Annotated in this window: 19 protein-coding genes and 1 pseudogene; 11 read left to right on the top strand and 9 right to left on the bottom strand. The window is 64.1% G+C overall.

Features of this window, described 5'->3' with window-relative positions:
• Positions 1 to 43 precede the first annotated feature (43 nt).
• A complete protein-coding gene (locus QA639_RS13935; protein ID WP_028334431.1) occupies positions 44 to 1,057 on the top strand; it encodes a formamidase in 1,014 nt (337 codons plus the stop codon).
• A 63-nt stretch (positions 1,058 to 1,120) separates the two neighbouring features.
• Here QA639_RS13935 and QA639_RS13930 read toward each other — a convergent pair whose 3' ends face one another.
• On the bottom strand, positions 1,121 to 2,191 hold the full coding sequence (locus QA639_RS13930) for a YeiH family protein (RefSeq protein WP_028334432.1): 1,071 nt from the start codon (positions 2,189 to 2,191) through the stop codon (positions 1,121 to 1,123).
• Between the two features lie 86 nt (positions 2,192 to 2,277).
• Here QA639_RS13930 and QA639_RS13925 point away from each other — a divergent pair, with 86 nt between their 5' ends.
• Entirely contained in the window at positions 2,278 to 3,249 is a 972-nt protein-coding gene (locus QA639_RS13925; protein ID WP_028334433.1) for a LysR family transcriptional regulator, read from the top strand.
• On the opposite strand, the gene QA639_RS13920 is transcribed toward QA639_RS13925, so the two are convergent.
• The 3 genes from QA639_RS13920 to QA639_RS13910 all read right to left on the bottom strand — a co-directional run bounded on the left by QA639_RS13920 (position 3,197) and on the right by QA639_RS13910 (position 6,277).
• Complete coding sequence (locus QA639_RS13920) at positions 3,197 to 3,418, bottom strand: hypothetical protein (protein WP_038377517.1); 222 nt, start codon at positions 3,416 to 3,418, stop codon at positions 3,197 to 3,199. The genes QA639_RS13925 and QA639_RS13920 overlap by 53 nt on opposite strands.
• A gap of 149 nt (positions 3,419 to 3,567) precedes the next feature.
• Entirely contained in the window at positions 3,568 to 4,806 is a 1,239-nt protein-coding gene (locus tag QA639_RS13915; RefSeq protein WP_283090065.1) for an ATP-binding protein, read from the bottom strand.
• Between the two features lie 199 nt (positions 4,807 to 5,005).
• Complete coding sequence (locus QA639_RS13910) at positions 5,006 to 6,277, bottom strand: allantoate amidohydrolase (protein WP_283090064.1); 1,272 nt, start codon at positions 6,275 to 6,277, stop codon at positions 5,006 to 5,008.
• Positions 6,278 to 6,650: 373 nt separating this feature from the next.
• Between QA639_RS13910 and QA639_RS13905 the strand changes: the two genes are divergently transcribed.
• Genes QA639_RS13905 through QA639_RS13885 form a run of 5 tightly spaced genes read left to right on the top strand, consistent with a single transcriptional unit; the run spans position 6,651 to position 12,026 of the window.
• The gene (locus tag QA639_RS13905; protein WP_157345659.1) at positions 6,651 to 7,760 is read left to right on the top strand and encodes a BMP family ABC transporter substrate-binding protein; all 1,110 of its coding nucleotides are present in this window, start codon (positions 6,651 to 6,653) and stop codon (positions 7,758 to 7,760) included.
• A complete protein-coding gene (locus tag QA639_RS13900) occupies positions 7,757 to 8,866 on the top strand; it encodes an ABC transporter permease (RefSeq protein WP_283090063.1) in 1,110 nt (369 codons plus the stop codon). The genes QA639_RS13905 and QA639_RS13900 overlap by 4 nt, the downstream gene beginning before the upstream one ends.
• A gap of 1 nt (position 8,867) precedes the next feature.
• A complete protein-coding gene (locus QA639_RS13895) occupies positions 8,868 to 9,794 on the top strand; it encodes an ABC transporter permease (RefSeq protein WP_050631205.1) in 927 nt (308 codons plus the stop codon).
• Positions 9,795 to 9,813: 19 nt separating this feature from the next.
• Positions 9,814 to 10,497, top strand: coding sequence for a biuret amidohydrolase (gene biuH / locus QA639_RS13890; RefSeq protein WP_157345657.1), 684 nt, complete (start codon positions 9,814 to 9,816; stop codon positions 10,495 to 10,497).
• Positions 10,494 to 12,026 carry an ABC transporter ATP-binding protein gene (locus tag QA639_RS13885; RefSeq protein ID WP_283090062.1) on the top strand — a complete coding sequence of 511 codons (1,533 nt, stop codon included), beginning with the start codon at positions 10,494 to 10,496 and terminating at the stop codon, positions 12,024 to 12,026. Before biuH ends, QA639_RS13885 begins: the two co-directional genes overlap by 4 nt.
• A gap of 300 nt (positions 12,027 to 12,326) precedes the next feature.
• Here QA639_RS13885 and puuE read toward each other — a convergent pair whose 3' ends face one another.
• Positions 12,327 to 13,265: an allantoinase PuuE gene (gene puuE / locus QA639_RS13880; protein WP_283090061.1), complete on the bottom strand. Its 939-nt coding sequence runs from the start codon at positions 13,263 to 13,265 to the stop codon at positions 12,327 to 12,329.
• A gap of 1 nt (position 13,266) precedes the next feature.
• Positions 13,267 to 13,680, bottom strand: a complete 414-nt coding sequence (locus QA639_RS13875) for a DUF3830 family protein (protein ID WP_157345655.1) — start codon at positions 13,678 to 13,680, stop codon at positions 13,267 to 13,269.
• 196 nt (positions 13,681 to 13,876) lie between these two features.
• Between QA639_RS13875 and QA639_RS13870 the strand changes: the two genes are divergently transcribed.
• The gene (locus QA639_RS13870) at positions 13,877 to 14,611 is read left to right on the top strand and encodes an SDR family NAD(P)-dependent oxidoreductase (protein ID WP_028334442.1); all 735 of its coding nucleotides are present in this window, start codon (positions 13,877 to 13,879) and stop codon (positions 14,609 to 14,611) included.
• Here QA639_RS13870 and QA639_RS13865 read toward each other — a convergent pair.
• From QA639_RS13865 to QA639_RS13855, 3 genes and pseudogenes are all read right to left on the bottom strand, one after another.
• Positions 14,608 to 14,766: pseudogene (locus tag QA639_RS13865) on the bottom strand (IS5/IS1182 family transposase); the annotation flags it as partial. The gene QA639_RS13870 and the pseudogene QA639_RS13865 overlap by 4 nt on opposite strands.
• Positions 14,767 to 15,023: 257 nt before the next feature.
• Positions 15,024 to 15,569: a cytochrome b gene (locus QA639_RS13860; protein ID WP_028334443.1), complete on the bottom strand. Its 546-nt coding sequence runs from the start codon at positions 15,567 to 15,569 to the stop codon at positions 15,024 to 15,026.
• A gap of 8 nt (positions 15,570 to 15,577) precedes the next feature.
• Entirely contained in the window at positions 15,578 to 16,441 is an 864-nt protein-coding gene (locus tag QA639_RS13855) for an isocitrate lyase/PEP mutase family protein (RefSeq protein ID WP_283090060.1), read from the bottom strand.
• A gap of 155 nt (positions 16,442 to 16,596) precedes the next feature.
• Here QA639_RS13855 and QA639_RS13850 point away from each other — a divergent pair, with 155 nt between their 5' ends.
• The 3 genes from QA639_RS13850 to QA639_RS13840 all read left to right on the top strand — a co-directional run bounded on the left by QA639_RS13850 (position 16,597) and on the right by QA639_RS13840 (position 18,142).
• Positions 16,597 to 17,064: a MarR family winged helix-turn-helix transcriptional regulator gene (locus QA639_RS13850; protein WP_050387798.1), complete on the top strand. Its 468-nt coding sequence runs from the start codon at positions 16,597 to 16,599 to the stop codon at positions 17,062 to 17,064.
• Positions 17,065 to 17,257: 193 nt separating this feature from the next.
• The gene (locus QA639_RS13845) at positions 17,258 to 17,488 is read left to right on the top strand and encodes a hypothetical protein (RefSeq protein ID WP_157345648.1); all 231 of its coding nucleotides are present in this window, start codon (positions 17,258 to 17,260) and stop codon (positions 17,486 to 17,488) included.
• 48 nt (positions 17,489 to 17,536) lie between these two features.
• Positions 17,537 to 18,142, top strand: a complete 606-nt coding sequence (locus tag QA639_RS13840; RefSeq protein WP_082190838.1) for a CarD family transcriptional regulator — start codon at positions 17,537 to 17,539, stop codon at positions 18,140 to 18,142.
• Positions 18,143 to 18,191: the final 49 nt, after the last annotated feature.

The raw sequence follows: 18,191 nt of genomic DNA, 5'->3' as shown, positions 1-18,191 counted from the left end.
TCGAACGAAGCACCCAAGCGTCTCAAACAAGCGGGAGGACAGCATGAATGGACTTGGCGGTCTCAACAAATCACCCAACGGTGTGGTGATCGGGCTGGTGCAGCTACAGCTGGCCGTGGTTGCGACCAAGGCCGATCTGGCACGACAGACCGAGCGCATCGTCTGGATGGTCGGCAAGGCACGGCGCAATCTCGCCACCATGGATCTTGTCGTATTCCCGGAATACTCGTTGCACGGCCTCTCGATGGACACCAATCCGGAGATCATGTGCCGGCTCGACGGGCCTGAAGTCGCGGCCTTCAAGCAGGCCTGCATCGACAACAAGATCTGGGGCTGCTTCTCCATCATGGAGTTCAATCCGCACGGCAACCCCTACAATTCCGGCCTGATCATCGACGATCACGGCGATATCAAGCTGTACTACCGCAAATTCCATCCCTGGATTCCGGTCGAGCCGTGGGAGCCGGGCGATGTCGGCATTCCCGTGATCGACGGACCGAAGGGCGCGAAGCTCGCGCTGATCATCTGCCATGACGGCATGTTCCCGGAAATGGCCCGCGAATGCGCCTACAAGGGCGCGGAGCTCATGATCCGCACCGCAGGCTACACTGCGCCGATCCGCGACAGCTGGCGCTTCACCAACCAGGCCAACGCGTTCCAGAACCTGATGGTGACGGCCAATGTCTGCATGTGCGGCTCGGACGGGTCGTTCGACTCGATGGGCGAAGGCATGATCGTCAATTTCGACGGCAGCATCATCGCGCACGGGACCACGGGACGGGCCGACGAGATCATCACCGCCGAGGTGCGGCCCGACCTCGTGCGCGAGGCACGGATCAACTGGGGCGTCGAGAACAACATCTATCAGCTCTGGCACCGCGGCTATGTCGCGGTGAAGGGCGGTGCGATGGATTGCCCGTACACGTTCATGCAGGACATGGTGTCCGGCCGCTTCCGCCTTCCGTGGGAAGATCAGGTCAAGATCACCGACGGCACGTCCTGCGGCTTCCCGGCGCCGACACGGATGTTCGGCAAGACCGCGAAGGCCGCCGAGTAGCCGGCCCTTTGATGTGAGCATGATCTCTTCGGAAAACCGCTCCACACTTTTCCGGATCATGCTCTACTTGAAGAAATGCACGAGACCGATGCTCAAGGCCAGCAGCAACAACAGCGACAGCGTGACGGCGGCCGTCACCCGGCCGCCGACCGTCGAGAGCACCCGCACATCGACGCCGAGCCCGAGGGCTGCCATCGAGACGACGGTGAGGATCGCCGCCGCCTTGGTCACCGGCGCGATCGCGATGTCAGGCACGAGCTGGAACGAGCGCAGGGCGGCCAGCACCAGGAAGCCGATGATGAACCAGGGCACCAGCTTGAACGGGCTGATCGAGGCGGCCTTTGAGGCGCCGTCGCTGGCGGCGCCGGCCTTGCGCCGCCGCGCCACCAGCAGCGAGAGGCCGATCACGATCGGACCCAGCATCAACACCCGCACCAGCTTGACCAGGGTGCCGATCTGGGTCGAGACGATGCCCGCCGGCACGGTCGCCGCCAGCACCTGCGGCACGGCATAGACGGTGAGGCCGGCGAGGATGCCGTATTGCGTCGCCGTCAGCTTGAGCAGCGGAATCAAGAGCGGCAGGCCAAGCACCATCAGCACGCCGAGAATCGCGGTGAACGAGATCGACGAGGCGATGTCGTCGCCATCGGCCTCGATCACCGGCGCCACCGCCGCGATCGCCGAGTTGCCGCAGATCGAATTGCCGCAGGCGATCAGGATCGCGAGCTTGGTCTTGAGCCCGAGCATCCGGCTGAGGCCATAGCTCACCGCCAGCATGATCACGACGGTCACCGCGATGGCGCCGATCAGCAGTCCGCCCGACGCCACGATCGCGGCAAAGCTGATGGAGGCGCCGAGCAGCATCACCGCGACCTCGAGCAGCTGCTTGGCGCTGAAGGCAATGCCCGAGCGCCAGCGCGCCGACGGCTCCCAGGCGGTGCGCACCGCCATGCCAAGCAGGATCGCGACGACGAGGGCCTCGATATAGGGATGGTCGAAAACGCGCTCCTCGGCGGCCTGGACGCCGAGCGAGATGACGGTGACCGCCCCGCAGAGCAGAATCCCCGGAATGAGCTGGAATATGCGCCGCAGCGCCCCCTGCTTCTGCCCCTGGTCTTGTTCTTGTTCCGGCACAAAATCCTCTTTTCGGAGAAGATTTTATGCGCCAAGGCGCACCTCTTGGCTAATATATTTTCGGACTGCCCCGATAGAGAGAAGTTATGTCCCTCAACCTGCATCTGCTCCGCCTGTTCGCGGCCGTGGCGAGAACCGGAAGTTTCTCCCGTGCCGCCGACCTCCTGCACATCAGCCAGCCCGCGATCTCCAAGGGCGTGCGGGATTTCGAGCTGCAGGTCGGCTGCCGGCTGCTCGACCGCACGCCGAAGGGGGTGCGGCCGACCCGGGAGGGCGCGGCGCTGGCGCGGCATGCCGAGACCCTGTTCGCGGCCGAACGCGCCGCCGAGGACGAATTGCAGGCGCTGCGCAATCTCGGCAGCGGCTCGCTGCGGATCGGCGCCAGCACCACGATCGCGACCTACATGATCCCGGAATATCTCGGTGTGTTCCACCGCGCCTTTCCCGGCATTGATCTGCACGTCGTGAGCGCCAACACCAGCGATATCGCCACGCTGATGCTGGGGCACGAGATCGAGATCGCGCTGGTCGAGGGGCCGGTCGAGGACGAGAATTTGATCAGCGAAGCCTGGCGTACCGACGTGATGGCGCTGATCGCAGGTCCGGATCATCGCTTCGCGGCGGTCCAGGGGCCGATCGACATCCGGTCGCTGAACGACGAGATCCTGATCGTGCGGGAGCCCGGCTCAGGCACGCGCGAGGTGGTCGCGCAGGCGCTGGCCGCCCACCACGTCGAGCCGCAGCGGACGCTCGAGATCGGCAGCACCGAGGCGATCAAGCAGGCGGTGGCGGCCGGCGTCGGCGTCGCCATCGTGTCGATCGCAACGATCGACGATCAAGTGAAGCTCGGAAAACTGAAGGTGATCCCGATCAAGGGCATCCATATCGAGCGCACGCTCTGGCAGCTGAAATCGCCCGGCCGGCTGGACGTGCCGGCGGCGGTGGCGTTCGAGGGGATCATTCGGGAAGCACAAAGGGCCAGGACGGCCCCGCGCGGACCTGCGGCTAGAGCGCGGCGAACAGACCCTGCGCCCAGGCAACGGCATGCTCGAAGCTGAACACGCCGGGCTCGAAATAGACGGCCCGTGCCAGCACGATGCCGACCACCAGCACCCAGAACACGCTGGTGCCCGCGGTCTTCAGCCATTTCGACACGCCCTCGCTGGCGATCGAAGGATCGACCGCGGGGACCGGCTCGCCGAAGGGATCGAATGCGGATTGGCTCATCGTCGTAACCATCAGGAATACCCTGAGAATGTCGCGACGACGGGGGCGGAAGCAAGGGTAGTGGAATGCCTTTTGCGGCGGTTACTTGGAAGGACGTTTTCCGGCCCGAAAGCCGGGGAGCATTTCCTTCTCGGCCTCCCCTGTAGCCATCAACTATCGGTCACGCGCCGCGGCGCCACGCGCGGCAGCGTGATCCGCATGCGTGTCCCCATGCCCGGCGCACTGTCGAGATTGAGCTCTCCGCCCAGCCGGTTCGTGACGATGTTATGAACGATGTGGAGACCGAGCCCGATGCGGCCGATATCGCGGCGCGTGGTGAAGAATGGATCGAAGGCCTGCCGCAGCACGTCGTCGTCCATCCCGCAACCGTTGTCGGCGAACAGGATCTCGACCTGATCCGCGCCTGAGGCGCGCAGCCGGATCGTGATCATGCCGCCCTTGCCATCCGGAAACGCGTGCGCCACCGAATTGACGAACAGGTTGGTCAGCACCTGGCCGTAAGGGCCGGGATAGCTGTTCATGGCAAGACCGGGCGAGCAATCGACCTCAAGCGCGAGGTTGTTCTTCGGCAAGGCCGGACGCAGGCTCGAGAGAACCTGCTCGGTCGCCGCGCCGAGATCGAACTGGCTCCGGTCGAAATAGCTGCGATCGACGGCCACCTGCTTGAACGATTGCACCAGATCCGCCGCGCGCTTGAGGTTGCCGACCAGCAGCGACGAGGCGCTTTCGACGACCTCGATGAAATCGCTCAGGCTGGATCGCTTCAGCTTGCCGCGCGCGGCCTCGGCAGCGAAGTCGGCGCATTTCTGCTCCAGCACCGAGGCGACGGTGAGACTGGTGCCGACCGGACTGTTGATCTCGTGCGCGACGCCGGCCACCAGCCGGCCGAGCGCCGCGAGCTTTTCCGCCTCGATCAGCGACGCCTGGGTCTCCTGCAGATGGTGCAAGGCCTTCTCGGCTGCATCGCGCGCGGCGCGGATTTCGCGTTCGCTGCGCTTGCGATCGGTGATCTCTTCGGCCGCAACGTTGACGCCGACGATGCTCCCGTTCGGTTCGCGCTGCGGATGCCAATGCGTGATCCAGCATCGCTCGTCATTGTGGCCAGGGCGCTGGCCGTAGACCTCCACGTCGGTCACGGGCTCCCCGGTCTCCATGATCGACTGAACGATACCTTCGACGGCCGAAGCCAGTGCGGGCACGCAATCGTGCACCGTGCGCCCGAGGTGGCCTTCGACCGAAATGCCGCAAATCTCGGTGAGCCGCTGGTTGATCTGAAGGTAACGGCAATCGGGTGAGAGGTAGGCAAGACCGATCGGCGCCGTGTCATAGATCAGCTGCAGCGCCGGTTGCTTTGGGAACTGAACGTCCTGGACGACGGACGACCTCATGTCCACTACCCCCCGTTGCACCAAGTCTAGCGCTTCACGCCCGGCTCGCAAATAGGCCAGCTGGGCCGGAAACGGTGGTCTGATCTGTCCGGATTAGGCACGAGGGGGGCGGCAGCGGCCCCTGGACCGGTGCCTGCGGCGTGCTGACGCAACGTGGACAGCAAGCGCTCCTCGGCCAAGGCCTGCGAAGCGCGCAATTTTAGCTATTCACTAAACCGTGCGGACGAAAATTCTCGACGAAGCGCAGCAGCACCCGCGCGCCGGTGCCGGCATCGGCGAGCTCGACATGCTCGGCCGGATTGTGGCTGATCCCGCCGCGGCAGCGCACGAAGATCATGCCGATATCGGCGACATCGACCATCGCCATCCCGTCATGCCCCGCCCCGCTCGGCAGCTCGAACGCGGCATAGCCCTCGGCCGCGACTGCCTCGGCGATCTGGGACTTCAGCCATGGCGCGCAGGGCACGCTGCGGTTCTCGTGAGTGACGTCGATCTGCAAGGCGAGGTCGCGGCGTTTTGCGATCGCCTCGATCTGCCGCACGATGTCGGCGACGGCGCGCTTGCGATGCATGTCGTTCTGCGAGCGGATATCCATGGTGAAGGACACCTTGCCCGGGATCACATTGGTGGCGCCCGGCATCGCGTTGACATAGCCGACGGTGCCGACGAGGCCTTGTTCGTCGGACCTGCAAAACTGTTCGATCGCAACGATGCATTCGGCAGCGCCCGCCAGCGCATCGCGCCGCAGCTTCATCGGCACCGTGCCGGCATGGCCGGCGACGCCGGTGAGCCTAGCGGCCAGCCGGGTCGCGCCCGAAATCGCGGTGACGACGCCGACCGGCAGCGCCTTCTCTTCCAGCACGGGGCCCTGCTCGATGTGCAGCTCGACATAGCCGAGCAGTTCGCGGCGGGCGCGCGCCGCCTTGCCGATATGATCGGGATCGAGCCCGAACTGGATCAGCGCATCGCGCATCGACGTGCCGGCGCGGTCGCGCGTGTTGAGCACACTCTCGTCGAAGGTGCCGGCGACCGCGCGGCTGCCGAGCAGGGTCGAGGCGAAGCGCACACCCTCCTCGTCAGCAAAGCCCACGATCTCGATCGCAAACGGCAATCGCCTGCCGCGCCGGTTCAGATCGGCGACGCAGGCGATCGCGGTGATGACGCCGAGCGGGCCGTCCCATCTGCCGGCGTCGCGCACGGTGTCGTAATGCGAGCCGAGCATCAGCGCCGGCTGCCCCGGCCGCTCGCCCTCATAGCGGCCGCAGACATTGCCGATCGCATCGAGATGCGCGCTCATGCCGGCCTCGCGGATCCAGGACAGGATGAGATCGGCTGCCTTGCGATGCTCGTCGGTGAGGAAGATTCGCGCCAGATGCTCCGGCGTCTCGGAGATCGACGCGAGCTGATCGATCCGCGCCACGATCTCCTCGCCAAGGGAAGACGATTTCGATGACGGTTTTATCTCGCTCATGCTGTTTCCCATCAGTCCAACGCGGCCGGCGGAGCTCGCTTCACTCGTAGCAGGCCCGATCCGATTCACCAGCCGGCAATTGGCGCGTCGTGCCCAGGCCCCGACCGGGCGCGCACCGGCAGTCCAGCGGTTAGCGACTGCTTAACGGCATTGCATACAACAGCGATCGATCGCTTATAAAATAGGCAAATGGATCTCAATCAGCTTCCGACCTTTCCGGGGCCGATTATCATTCCAACGTACATTCAACCGCTTACGGAGGAATGACCGCCAAACATGCTCTGGCATGAAGCTTGCGACACTTCCCTCATGCTCCGCCGACAGGCGGTCGCGACAGGGATAGGCGGGCCGGACCCGCCGGAGGGAGCGAGCGATGGATTTTGGCAGGATTTCAAGAAGGCATTTATTGCAAGGGAGCGCCGCACTGGCGCTCGGCAGCACGCTCGGCATTCGTGGCGCGGCGGCAGCCGAAACCACGATCGGCTTCATCTATGTCGGGTCGCGCGACGACTACGGCTACAACCAGGCCCACGCCCAGGGTGCGGCGGCGGTGAAGAAGCTTCGTGGCGTCAAGGTCATCGAGGAAGAGAAGGTGCCGGAGACCGATGCGGTCGAGAAGACCATCGAGTCCATGATCAATCTCGACGGCGCCACGCTCATGTTCCCGACCTCGTTCGGCTACTACAACCCGCACGTCCTCAAGATGGCGGGCAAGTTTCCAAAACTGCGCTTCGAGCATTGCGGCGGCCTGTGGTCCGACAAGGACCCGAAGAACGCCGGCAGCTATTTCGGCTATATCGACGAGGCGCAATACATCTCCGGCATCGTCGCCGGCTATTCGACCAAGAGCGGCAAGCTCGGCTTCGTCGCCGCTAAGCCGATCCCGCAGGTGCTGCGCAACATCAATGCATTCACGCTCGGCGCGCGGCTCGCCAACCCAAAGGCGACCACGCAGGTGATCTTCACCGGCGACTGGTCGATGCCGGTCAAGGAAGCCGAGGCGACCAACAGCCTGATCGACCAGGGCGTCGACGTGCTGACCTGCCATGTCGACGGACCGAAGACGATGGTCGAGAACGCCGCGCGCCGCGGCGCTTTCGTATGCGGCTATCACGTCAACCAGTCGCCGCTGGCGCCGAAGGCCTATCTCACCGGCGCCGAGTGGAATTGGGAGGCGCTCTACCCGAAATTCGTCAAGATGATCACCGCGGGCGAAGCGATCCCGAACTTCTATCGCGGCGGCCTCAAGGAAGAGATCGTCAAGGTGTCGCCCTATGGCGAGATGGTGTCGGCGGAAGCACGCAAGCACGCCGACGACGTCAAGGCCAAGTTCATGTCCGGCGAGTTTACGATCTTCAAGGGCCCGCTGGTCGACAACAAGGGCAAGACGGTGATCGCGTCCGGCACCGATCGCGGCCAGCAGGATCCCGAACTCGAGAAGATGGACTATCTCGTCGAGGGCGTGATCGGAGCCACCGCGTGACGACCGAGACGGCGGAATCGGTGGAGGCGGCCGGCATCGCTCCGGCCGCCGATATCGGATTCCTCCAGCGCCACGGCACGCGCATCGAATACATCCTGATCCCGGGCGCGGCGCTGGTCGGCGCGCTCGCGGTGTTCGGCGGCTTTGTCGCGCTCTACGGCAAGAACCCGCTCGATCTGTATTTCTACATGTATTACGGCGCGTTCGGCACCGCCTTCTCCTGGCAGAACACGCTGACCCGCGCCGCACCGCTGATCCTGACCGCGCTGTGCACGGCGCTGCCGGCGCAGCTCGGCATGGTGATCATCGGCGGCGAAGGCGCGCTGCTGATCGGCGCGCTGTCGGCGACCGCGGCGGCGCTGGCGCTGCAAGGCGCGGCGCCGATCGTGGTGCAGATCGCGATGGTGATCGCGGGCATGATCGGCGGCGGCCTCTGGATCACGCTGTCGGGCGGCCTGCGGCAATATCGCGGGGTCAACGAGACGATCTCGAGCTTGCTGCTGGTCTATATCGCGCTTGCCGTCCTCAACCATCTGGTCGAGGGGCCGATGCGCGATCCAGCGAGCCTCAACAAGCCGTCGACGCGCGAGATCGGCGCCGCCAACATGATCGGCACCATTCCCGGCACCGACGTGCATTGGGGCCTGGCGTTCGGCCTCGTCGCCGCCGTTGCCGCGTACATCCTGATCTATCACACCACCTTCGGCTTCGCCGCGCGCGTCGCCGGCGGCAACATCCGCGCCGCGAAGATCGTGGGCCTCAGTGTCGGCAAGCTGATCCTGACCGTCTGCTTCCTCGCCGGCAGCTGCGCCGGGCTTGCCGGCATGATCGAGGTCGCGGCGGTGCAGGGCCGCACCAATGCCAATCTTGCGGCGGGCTACGGCTTCACCGGCATCCTCGTCGCGTTCCTGGCGCGGCAGAATCCGCTGGCGATCATTCCGGTGGCGATCCTGCTCGGCGGCATCTCGGCCTCCGGCGGCCTGTTGCAGCGGCGGCTCGGCCTGCCCGACGCTTCGGTGCTGGTGCTGCAAGGCATCATCTTCGTGTTCGTGCTGGCGAGCGACGCGCTCTACGGGCGCATCGGCTTCCTGAAGGGAAAGTCCTGACATGGCGGACGCATCGCTCGGGCTCTGGACCGTTCCGCTCGCCGTATTCGGCGGCGCAATCCGCGTCTCGACGCCGTTCCTGTTCGTCAGCCTCGGCGAATGCATCACCGAGAGAAGTGGCCGCATCAATCTCGGCCTCGAGGGCACGCTGGTGATGGGCGCGATGAGCGCCTATGGCATCTCCTACCTGTCGGGCTCGCCGTGGTTAGGGGTGCTCGCGGCCGGAATCACCGGTGCCCTGTTCGGCGCGCTGCATGCCGGCATCTGCTCGCTGCCGCGGGTCAACGACATCGCGGTCGGCATCGCGCTGATGCTGCTCGGCACCGGGCTCGCGTTCTTCCTCGGCAAGCCGCTGATCGAGCCCACGGCGGCCCGGCTGCCGGCGATCGATTTCGGCTGGTGGAGCGACGTGCCGCAGCTGCGCGCGGCACTGCGCATCAACGTGCTGTTCCTGATCGGCGTCGCGATCGCACCGCTGCTCTATTGGGCCTTCAGGACCACGCGCTGGGGCCTCTTGATCCGCACCGCCGGCGAAAGCGCGGATGCGGCGCGCGCGATGGGCCATTCGGTGCTCTTGATCCGGCTGCGCGCCACCATGGTCGGCGGCTTCCTCGCCGGCATCGGCGGCTCGTTCCTGTCGCTGTTCTATCCCGGCAGCTGGAACGAAGGCCTCTCCTCGGGACAGGGTATCACCGCCGTGGCGCTGGTGATCTTCGCGCGCTGGGACCCGATGCTCTGCCTGTGGGCCTCGCTCGCCTTCGGCGGCGCCGCCGCGCTCGGGCCCGCGCTGCAATCGGTCGGCATCACCTCCGGCTATCATTTGTTCAACGCCGCGCCCTACATCCTGACGCTCGCGATCATGATCATCACCTGCTCGCCGAAGCGCACGCTGACCGGCGCGCCCGCCGAATTGTCCATCACCCGATAGCATCTCGCGAGATCATTTCATGCCCGAGCGCTTCATCAAGTCCGAGCCCTATGCCTGGCCCTACAACGGCGACCTGCGGCCAGAGAATACCGCGCTCATCATCATCGACATGCAGACCGACTTCTGCGGGGTCGGCGGCTATGTCGACAAGATGGGCTACGACCTCTCGCTGACGCGCGCGCCGATCGAGCCGATCAGGAAGCTGCTCGCGGTGATGCGCGCGCAGGGCTTTCACATCATCCATACACGCGAGGGGCACCGGCCTGATCTGGCCGACCTGCCCGCCAACAAGCGCTGGCGCTCGCGCCAGATCGGCGCCGGCATCGGCGATCCCGGCCCCTGCGGCCGCATCCTGGTGCGCGGCGAGCCCGGTTGGGAGATCATCCCTGATCTTGCGCCGCTGCCGGGCGAGCCTGTTATCGACAAGCCCGGCAAGGGCTCGTTCTGCGCCACCGATCTCGAGCTGATGCTGCGGCTGCGCGGCATCGAGAACATCGTGCTGACCGGCATCACCACCGACGTCTGCGTCCATACCACGATGCGCGAGGCCAATGACCGCGGCTTCGAATGCGTGCTGGTCGAGGACTGCTGCGGCGCGACCGACCGGAGCAACCACGACCACGCGCTGAAGATGATCAAAATGCAGGGCGGCGTGTTCGGCGCGGTGACCAAATCCGCCGACCTGATCGGGGCGCTGTCGTGATCATCGGCGAGCCGCCCGCACCATCAGGCGCATTCGGCGTCGACGCCATCGCCATGACGATGCGGTTCGGCGATTTCACAGCGCTCGACAATGTCGAGCTCAAGGTGCGTCCAGGCTCGTTCCACGCCTTGCTTGGTGAGAACGGCGCGGGCAAGAGCACGCTCGTGAAATGCATCATGGGCTATTACCACGCCACCGAAGGCGACATCATTGTCGGCGGCCGCCAGCAGGCCATCGCCAATCCGAAGGACGCGCATGCGCTCGGGCTCGGCATGGTCTACCAGCACTTTACCTTGGTGCCGGCGATGACTGTGGCCGAAAATTTGGTGCTGGCGCGCGACGACGTTCCTGCCGTGGTCGACTGGCGCAAGGAGAAGAAGGAGCTGGAGGCCTTCCTGGCGCGGATGCCGTTCAAGGTGCCGCTCGACGCAAAAGTATCCGACATCTCCGCCGGCGAGCGGCAGAAATGCGAGATCCTCAAGCAGCTCTATCTGAAGCGCCGCTTCCTGATCCTGGACGAGCCGACTTCGGTGCTGACGCCGGGCGAGGCCGACGAGGTACTCGGCATGCTGCGCGGCATGGTGGTTGCGGGCGAGCTCACCATCCTGATGATCACGCACAAGTTCCGCGAGGTGATGGCCTTTGCCGACGAGGTGACCATCCTGCGCCGCGGCAAGCTCGCCGGCAGCGGCCGGGTCGCCGAGCTGACACCGGACGAGATGGCCCGGACCATGATCGGCGCCGAGCAGCTGACGGTGCAGCCGCCGCGCACCGGCGAGACCGGCGCACCGCGGCTCGAGCTCGACAGGCTCACCGCGCTTGACGATGCCGGCGCGATCGCCGTGCACGGGGTGTCGCTGACGGTGAAGAGCGGCGAAATCGTCGGCATCGCCGGCGTCTCCGGCAACGGCCAGCGCCAGCTCGTGGAGGTCCTGGCCGGCCAGCGCCAGGCCGAGAGCGGCACCATCCGCGTCCAGGGCGAGACCTATACGGCGAGCCGCGCTGAGATGCGGCGCCACAGGATGTCGCTGCTGCCGGAAGAGCCGCTGAAGAACGCCTGCGTCGGCGGCATGAGCGTCGCCGACAACATCGCATTTCGCGAGTTCGATCGTGCCCCGTTCGCGCGCGGCGGCTGGTGGCTGAACCGTGCGGCCTTCCGCAACGACGCCGAGCGCAAGATCAACCGCTACAAGATCAAGACCCGCACGCCGGAGACGCCGATCGCGGCACTGTCGGGCGGCAATGTGCAGCGCGCGGTGCTGGCGCGCGAGCTCTCCGGCGACGTCGAGGTGCTGATCGCCGCCAATCCCTGCTTCGGACTCGACTTCGCGGCCGTGGCGCAAATCCACGCCGAGATCATGGCCGCGCGCAACCGCGGCGCGGCGGTGCTGTTGGTCAGCGAGGACCTCGACGAGCTGCTGGAGCTGTCGGATCGGCTGGTCGTGATGTTCCACGGCGCGTTCGTGCATGAGGCCCGCGCCAGCGAGGCTGATCTCACCGAGATCGGCCGGCATATGGCCGGGCATTGAGGCTCTCCCTCACCCGGAACGCATCTGGCGATGCGTTCCGGTCTCTCCCCGCAGGCGGCAGGGCAATCGCATATGCAAAGCTTGGTGTCGTCCCGGCGTAGGCCGGGACCCATAGCCACAGAACCTTGTTGTTGAACAAGGCCGTGGCCCCAGCTCGCTTTTATCACCACGCCCTGTGGTTATGGGTCCCGGATCTGCGCTCCGCTTCGCTGCGCTTGTCCGGGACGACGAAGTTCTTTGCCATATGCGATTGCCCTGCCGCAGGCGAGGCGAAGCGGCCGCGGCTCGCTAACGACCGCGCTAGGCGATCTCGAACGCGTCCGCGGCGAGATGCTTGAGATTGGCGTGCCAATGCTCGGCGATCTGAAGCCGCGTCGGCACCCAGACGTGCTCGTGCTTCTGGATGTAGTCGAGAAAGCGCATCAGCGCGGCGGCGCGGCCAGGACGCCCGACGACGCGGCAATGCAGCCCGACCGACATCATCTTCGGTGAGGTCGCGCCTTCGGCATAGAGCACGTCAAAACTGTCTTTCAGGTAGGTGTAGAACTCCTCGCCGCCGCCGAAGCCCTGCGCGTTGATGAAGCGCATGTCGTTGGCATCGAGCGTATAGGGGATCACGAGATGCGGCTCGGTGCCGGCTGCCTTGATCCAGTACGGCAGATCGTCAGCATAGGAATCGCAGAGATAGCGCAGGCCGCCCGCCTCCATCAAAAGCCGCAGCGTGTTGATCGAGGAGCGGCCGGTGTACCAGCCGAGCGGCCGCGCGCCGGTCGCCTCGGCATGCACGGCAATGGCGCGAGCGATCTCCTCGCGCTCCTCGTCCTCCGACATGTCCTTGTGCTCGACCCAGCGCAGGCTGTGGCTTGCGATGTCCCAGCCCGCCTCCTGCATCGCGACAACGACGTCCGGATTGCGCCTCAGCGCCATCGCGACGCCGAACACCGTGGCCGGCAGCTTCCGCTCGGTGAATATCCGCCACAGCCGCCAGAAGCCGGCGCGCGCGCCATATTCGAACATCGTCTCGATATTGGCGTGCCGCTGGCCGACCCAGGGCTGTGCGCCGAGCACGTCGGACAGGAACGCTTCCGAGGCGCGATCACCATGCAGGATGTTGTTCTCCCCGCCCTCCTCGAAATTGACCACGAATTGCACGGCGATGCGCGCCGCGTCGGGCCATTTCGGATCGGGCGGATTGCGGCCGTAGCCGCGGAGATCGCGCGGATAGCGGGCCTCGGTCACATCAGATTTCCTCGAAGCGAATGTTCTGCGCGCCCTTCCACAACACGGTCTTGCCGAACGCGGTGAGGTTCTCCAGCCCCGAGGTCAGCGTAATGAAGTGATTGCCGGCGAGCTGGCCCATCTTGCTGGCGAAGTGCACGCCGCCATAGGCGAGCAGGATCTCGGTCTCGCTGATGCCGCCGGGATAGAGGATGATCTGGCCCGGCGCCGGGTAGCTGGTGTGGTTCTCGTAGGACACGCCGAAGTCGAGATCGCCGAGCGGCATCCAGACGCCCTCGCCGCTCCAGCGCACGTGGATCGCCTGGCTCTCGAACGGCATCGCCTTGCGGAACGCGGCGACCGTCTTCGGCGCGAGCTGCTCCTCGAAACGGGCGTCAAAGGTGAACTCGCCGGCGTGGACAATCAGTTTGCTCATCGATCTCTCGTGGGTGGGCCAAGAAGTGATGTCCCAACCATTGCCGCCGGCCCGGGCCTGACGCAAGGCCGATTCCGGCCCCGGAAGCCGGTTTTTCGCCGCGCTGCGGCCTCCAACGCAGATTTGAGCAGAGTTGCATTGCGCCGCGCCTTCCCGTTTGCGAGCCTGCGAGGGGACGTCGAACAGGGTGACTTTGATGACAACAAGCAGTCTGCACGGACATGTGGCACTGGTGACCGGCGGATCGCGCGGCATCGGCGCGGCGATCGTCAAGATGCTGGCGGATGCCGGCGCCGCCGTCGCCATCAATTATCGCGAGCGCTCGGCCGAGGCGGAGACGCTGGCAAAGGGCATCACCGCCGCCGGCGGCCGCGCCGTCGCGATCGCCGCCGACGTCTCGGAAGCTGCCGCCGTGGCCGCGCTGGTCGAGCGCGCCAAATCCGAGCTCGGCCCGGTCGACATCCTCGTCAACAATGCCGGCATCGCGATCGTCAGGGGTGTCGACGACCTCACCGAAGAGGATTTCGACCGCACCATCACGGTCAATCTCAAATCGGCGTTTCTCTGCACGCAGGCGGTGCTGCCGATGATGCGCACCCGCAAATGGGGCCGTATCGTCAATATCTCCTCCGGCGCGGCGCGCGGCGCCGGCTCGATCGGGCCGCACTACAATGCATCCAAGGCGGCGATGGAGGGGATGACCCGCGGCTATGCCGCACGCCTCGTCAAGGAAGGCATCACCGTCAACGCCGTCGCGCCGTCGCTGATCGAGACCGACATGATGAAGGGACAGAGCGAGCTCGTCAGCCGGATCCCGGTCGGCCGCTTCGGCACAGCGGAAGAGGTGGCGCAGGCCGTGATGCTGCTGGTCAACAATCCCTACATGACCGGACAGACCATCGCGATGAGCGGTGGCATGGCGTTCAATTAGGACGCGGGCTCATCAGCGCGCAGCCATAGCCTGATCGACGCGAGTTGAACGAAAGCAAGGTAGTTGGCGGCGAGCTTGTCCTAGTGCGTCGCAACCCGGCGGCAGTTCTTGATCTTGTTGAAGCAGCGCTCGACCAAGTTCCGGGCGCGGCAGAGATACAGGCTGAAGCGGATAGGCTCAGTTGCATCGTGGCGGGATGTTGGCCCATGCACCCTTCTCGACCGCAAGGCAACATGCCCGGCCAAGGAATGCTCTGGCCACGATGCGCCCGAAAGCGGACGCGTCATGCTCACTTTGAGTTTTGTCGTTCGTGACCCATTGCCGAACTGAAAGTCACTCTTTGTCCAACCCCGCCGCCCGCCCCGGGCGCGCGGCGCGGCGGTTCGAGACGGCCAAATCGCCGTCATCGGGCTCACCGCTCAGTCAGGGTTGGCCACATCCTGCGCAAAACACCGTCCTTGATCACATGGCGGTGGAAAAGCGCGGCCGCGGAATGAAGCAGTGCCACGACGACGATGATATTTGCGATCAATCCGTGCCAGGCATTGACGCTACGCATGAATTCGTCACCGCCGAATTTCGGAAAGTGCAGAATATTGAACAGTGGGAAACCGTGCGCAAACACATTGGCGATACCTAGTGCGACCATGATCACGAGCAGCAGATCGATCAGCCGGTGCATTGCCACTGCCGTCACATGGAGGACGCCGCGGTTAATCGGCGGCAATCTACGGCCGCGTGTGGCGCGCCAGAACATTCCGAAGATCACTACGCTCGCGAACGCAAAACCAAACAGGACATGCACGGACCAGATGTCGACCCGAAGCGGGCCCCGCTGCAGAAGGTTAGTTGTCCTACCGATTAGAAACTGGATCGCGACGAGAATTGCGGTCGCCCAGTGCAGCGTGATCGTCGTGCGGTCATAGACTTCCGGCTGGCTTCCAGATGTGTCGGTCACGTCGCGGCTCAATCCGCTTCCAATGAGGCGTATTTTTCCTCGAAAGCCCACACCTCCTGAAAACCAATCAACGAGCTGAACACGTTGAAGTCATAGAGCGGCTCCTGCACCGGCTTGTCTTCGGCCAGCGCACTATAGACGTTGTTCAGAGCATAAGCGGTAGCGAGCAGGCCCGCCGTCGGATAAATAGCCATCCGGTAGCCGATTTCCCTAAGTTTATCCTGACTGAGAATGGGGGTCCGACCCCCGTGTAGTTGGTTCGAGACCAGCGGCACGCCCAAAGCCATTCCGATCTTTCGCATCTCCGCTTCCGATTCCGGACTCTCGATGAAAATAATGTCGGCCCCGGCTTTAGCATAGGCTTCGCCGCGGCGGATCGCTTCTTCGAGACCAAGTTGCGTGCGAGCGTCCGTGCGCGCGATGATTAGGAAATCTTTCGACGAGCGGGCATCGTTCGAGATGGTCAACTTGTTGACCATCTCCTTGGCAGAGATCACGTGCCGGTTCGGCGTATGCCCGCATTTCTTAGGGCTCTGCTGATCTTCAAGCTGGATCGCTGCGGCTCCAGCCTTCTCGTAGCCGCGGACCGTATGATGAACATTCAGCAGACCACCGTAACCGGTATCGCCATCGGCGATCAGCGGCTTGCGCACGGTTTGGGCGATAACCTGCACGCGATCTAGCATCTGCGAATAGGTCGCTAGACCGGCATCAGGCAGTCCGAGGTAGGACGCCGCGACCCCATAGCCTGTCATGTAGAGCGCGTCGGCCTTGGTGCGATCGGCGAGCTTGGCGGAGACCAGATCGAAGACACCGGGACAGGTCACAAACGGCTTTTCCTCGATCAACTTTCTCAGGGTTTTGGACGTCATCGTGATCTCCTCAACTGATTTTGGATGATGAGGTGGGCTGCGATCGTCACGATTGCCGGAGGCGGCCAGCGCAGCAGTCCTCCTGCACGGAAGCATTCAACAGATCGCTCATGGCCTCTATTGCTATCCGTCAATAGCTATTTGATAGTAGCAATATGAAAATTCAACGCCGGAACCGCGACATCACGCAACTGCGAAAACAGTTGATGGACGCTTCCCGCCGGCTGCGTCGTGAAGCCACCGCGGACGATCGATCCTGGGCGCGGTTGCTCGTGCTGGGTGCGATCGACCGCCACGGCGAGTCGGCCACACCTTCGGTGCTCGCGGCTGACGAAGGCATGCGCTCTTCAAATCTTGCTGCAGCGCTGCGCTCCCTCGAAGCGCGCAAGCTGATCGTGCGGACGCCGGACACCAAGGACCGGCGCAAAGTCAGGCTCCGGCTTAGTTCAGCCGGGCAGCGATTTCTCGATGACAGCCGCGCCCGCGGCGAGCACTGGCTCACCGAAGCCATGGATGCATGCCTCACGGCCAGCGAGCGCTCGGACCTGATCAAAGCCGGGGCCTTGCTCGACCGCGTCACGGCTTATTCCAAAGCGGCAACGCGGCGCAGCCAAAAATCGTGAGATTCCGTAGGACTGATTTCAGTTTGAATGTCGCAATTGGCCCATAGCTGACGGTCTTTGGATGACCAACGGGAATGACGGCTCTCCGAAGTGAACCGGGAATCCATGGGTTCGGTCGCTATCGGCGGCTTTTGACCCCAAGCGGTCGCGGCATCATCGCGCCTGCGGTACGAATGAGTGAGCTGATCGAGGCATGAGAGATCGCGTCTCTGGGTTTGGCAAGTGTTCGTTTCATCGGCACGGAACGATTGATTTCGCCGAGTGGGAACACGTTGCCAAGAAGCCACAGCGATTGAAGGGAATAGAAATTGGAGCCGTCATTCTCGTGGCGGCGCCCGCGCTCACGGCTTATTGGTTAGGGATCAGATCGGGCAACATGAATCATTTCCAGCCCGGCAGTTTGTTTCAGACGCTGATTGATTAGAGCTGGAATTGGCACGAGCCCATTCCAGAAGCCATGGAGCTTCGCGAAATGAATTTCGATAATCAGACCAGATCTAGTTATTCGAACCACACACATTCAGCATCAGCGACCTCCGCCGATGAAACGAATAAGGGCCAGGACGGCGAGACACGCTTTGGATTTAGAGCAACGGACTTGATCGTATACCCTGCGCACGGCGTCGGCCAAATTGTAGCGATTGAGGAACAGACAATGGCGGGGGCTTGCCTCGAGTGCTTTGTCGTCTATTTCGCGAAGAGCAAGATGACGCTACGCGTTCCGACGAGGAAGGCGGCAAACGTCGGAATGCGCCAACTGTCCGATCCCGTTTCCATCGAGCACATGCGACGAATTCTGGGGCAGGCGCCGCACAAAGCGCGGGGTAATTGGTCCCGGCTTGCCCAAGAATACGAAAGCAAGATCAATTCGGGCAATATTATCGCTATCGCGGAGGTCATGCGCGATCTGTATCGGCCCGCGGTCAATGCCGAGCAGAGCTACAGCGAACGACAACTGTACGCTGCGGCAGTCGAACGCCTGTCAGGAGAAGTGGCGCTTGTTAGCGGCATTACTGAAGCAGAAGCCGTCAGGGAGCTTGAAAGCCTCATAATTGCTGAGGTCAGGCGGAGCGCATAGAGACCAGTCGGACATCCTCGGAACGTCTGCGTCCGGGTCCTGGCCGACG

The organism is Bradyrhizobium pachyrhizi (genome assembly GCF_029714545.1).
Lineage (GTDB): Bacteria > Pseudomonadota > Alphaproteobacteria > Rhizobiales > Xanthobacteraceae > Bradyrhizobium > Bradyrhizobium pachyrhizi.
This window is presented reverse-complemented; position numbering and strand designations above follow the sequence as displayed.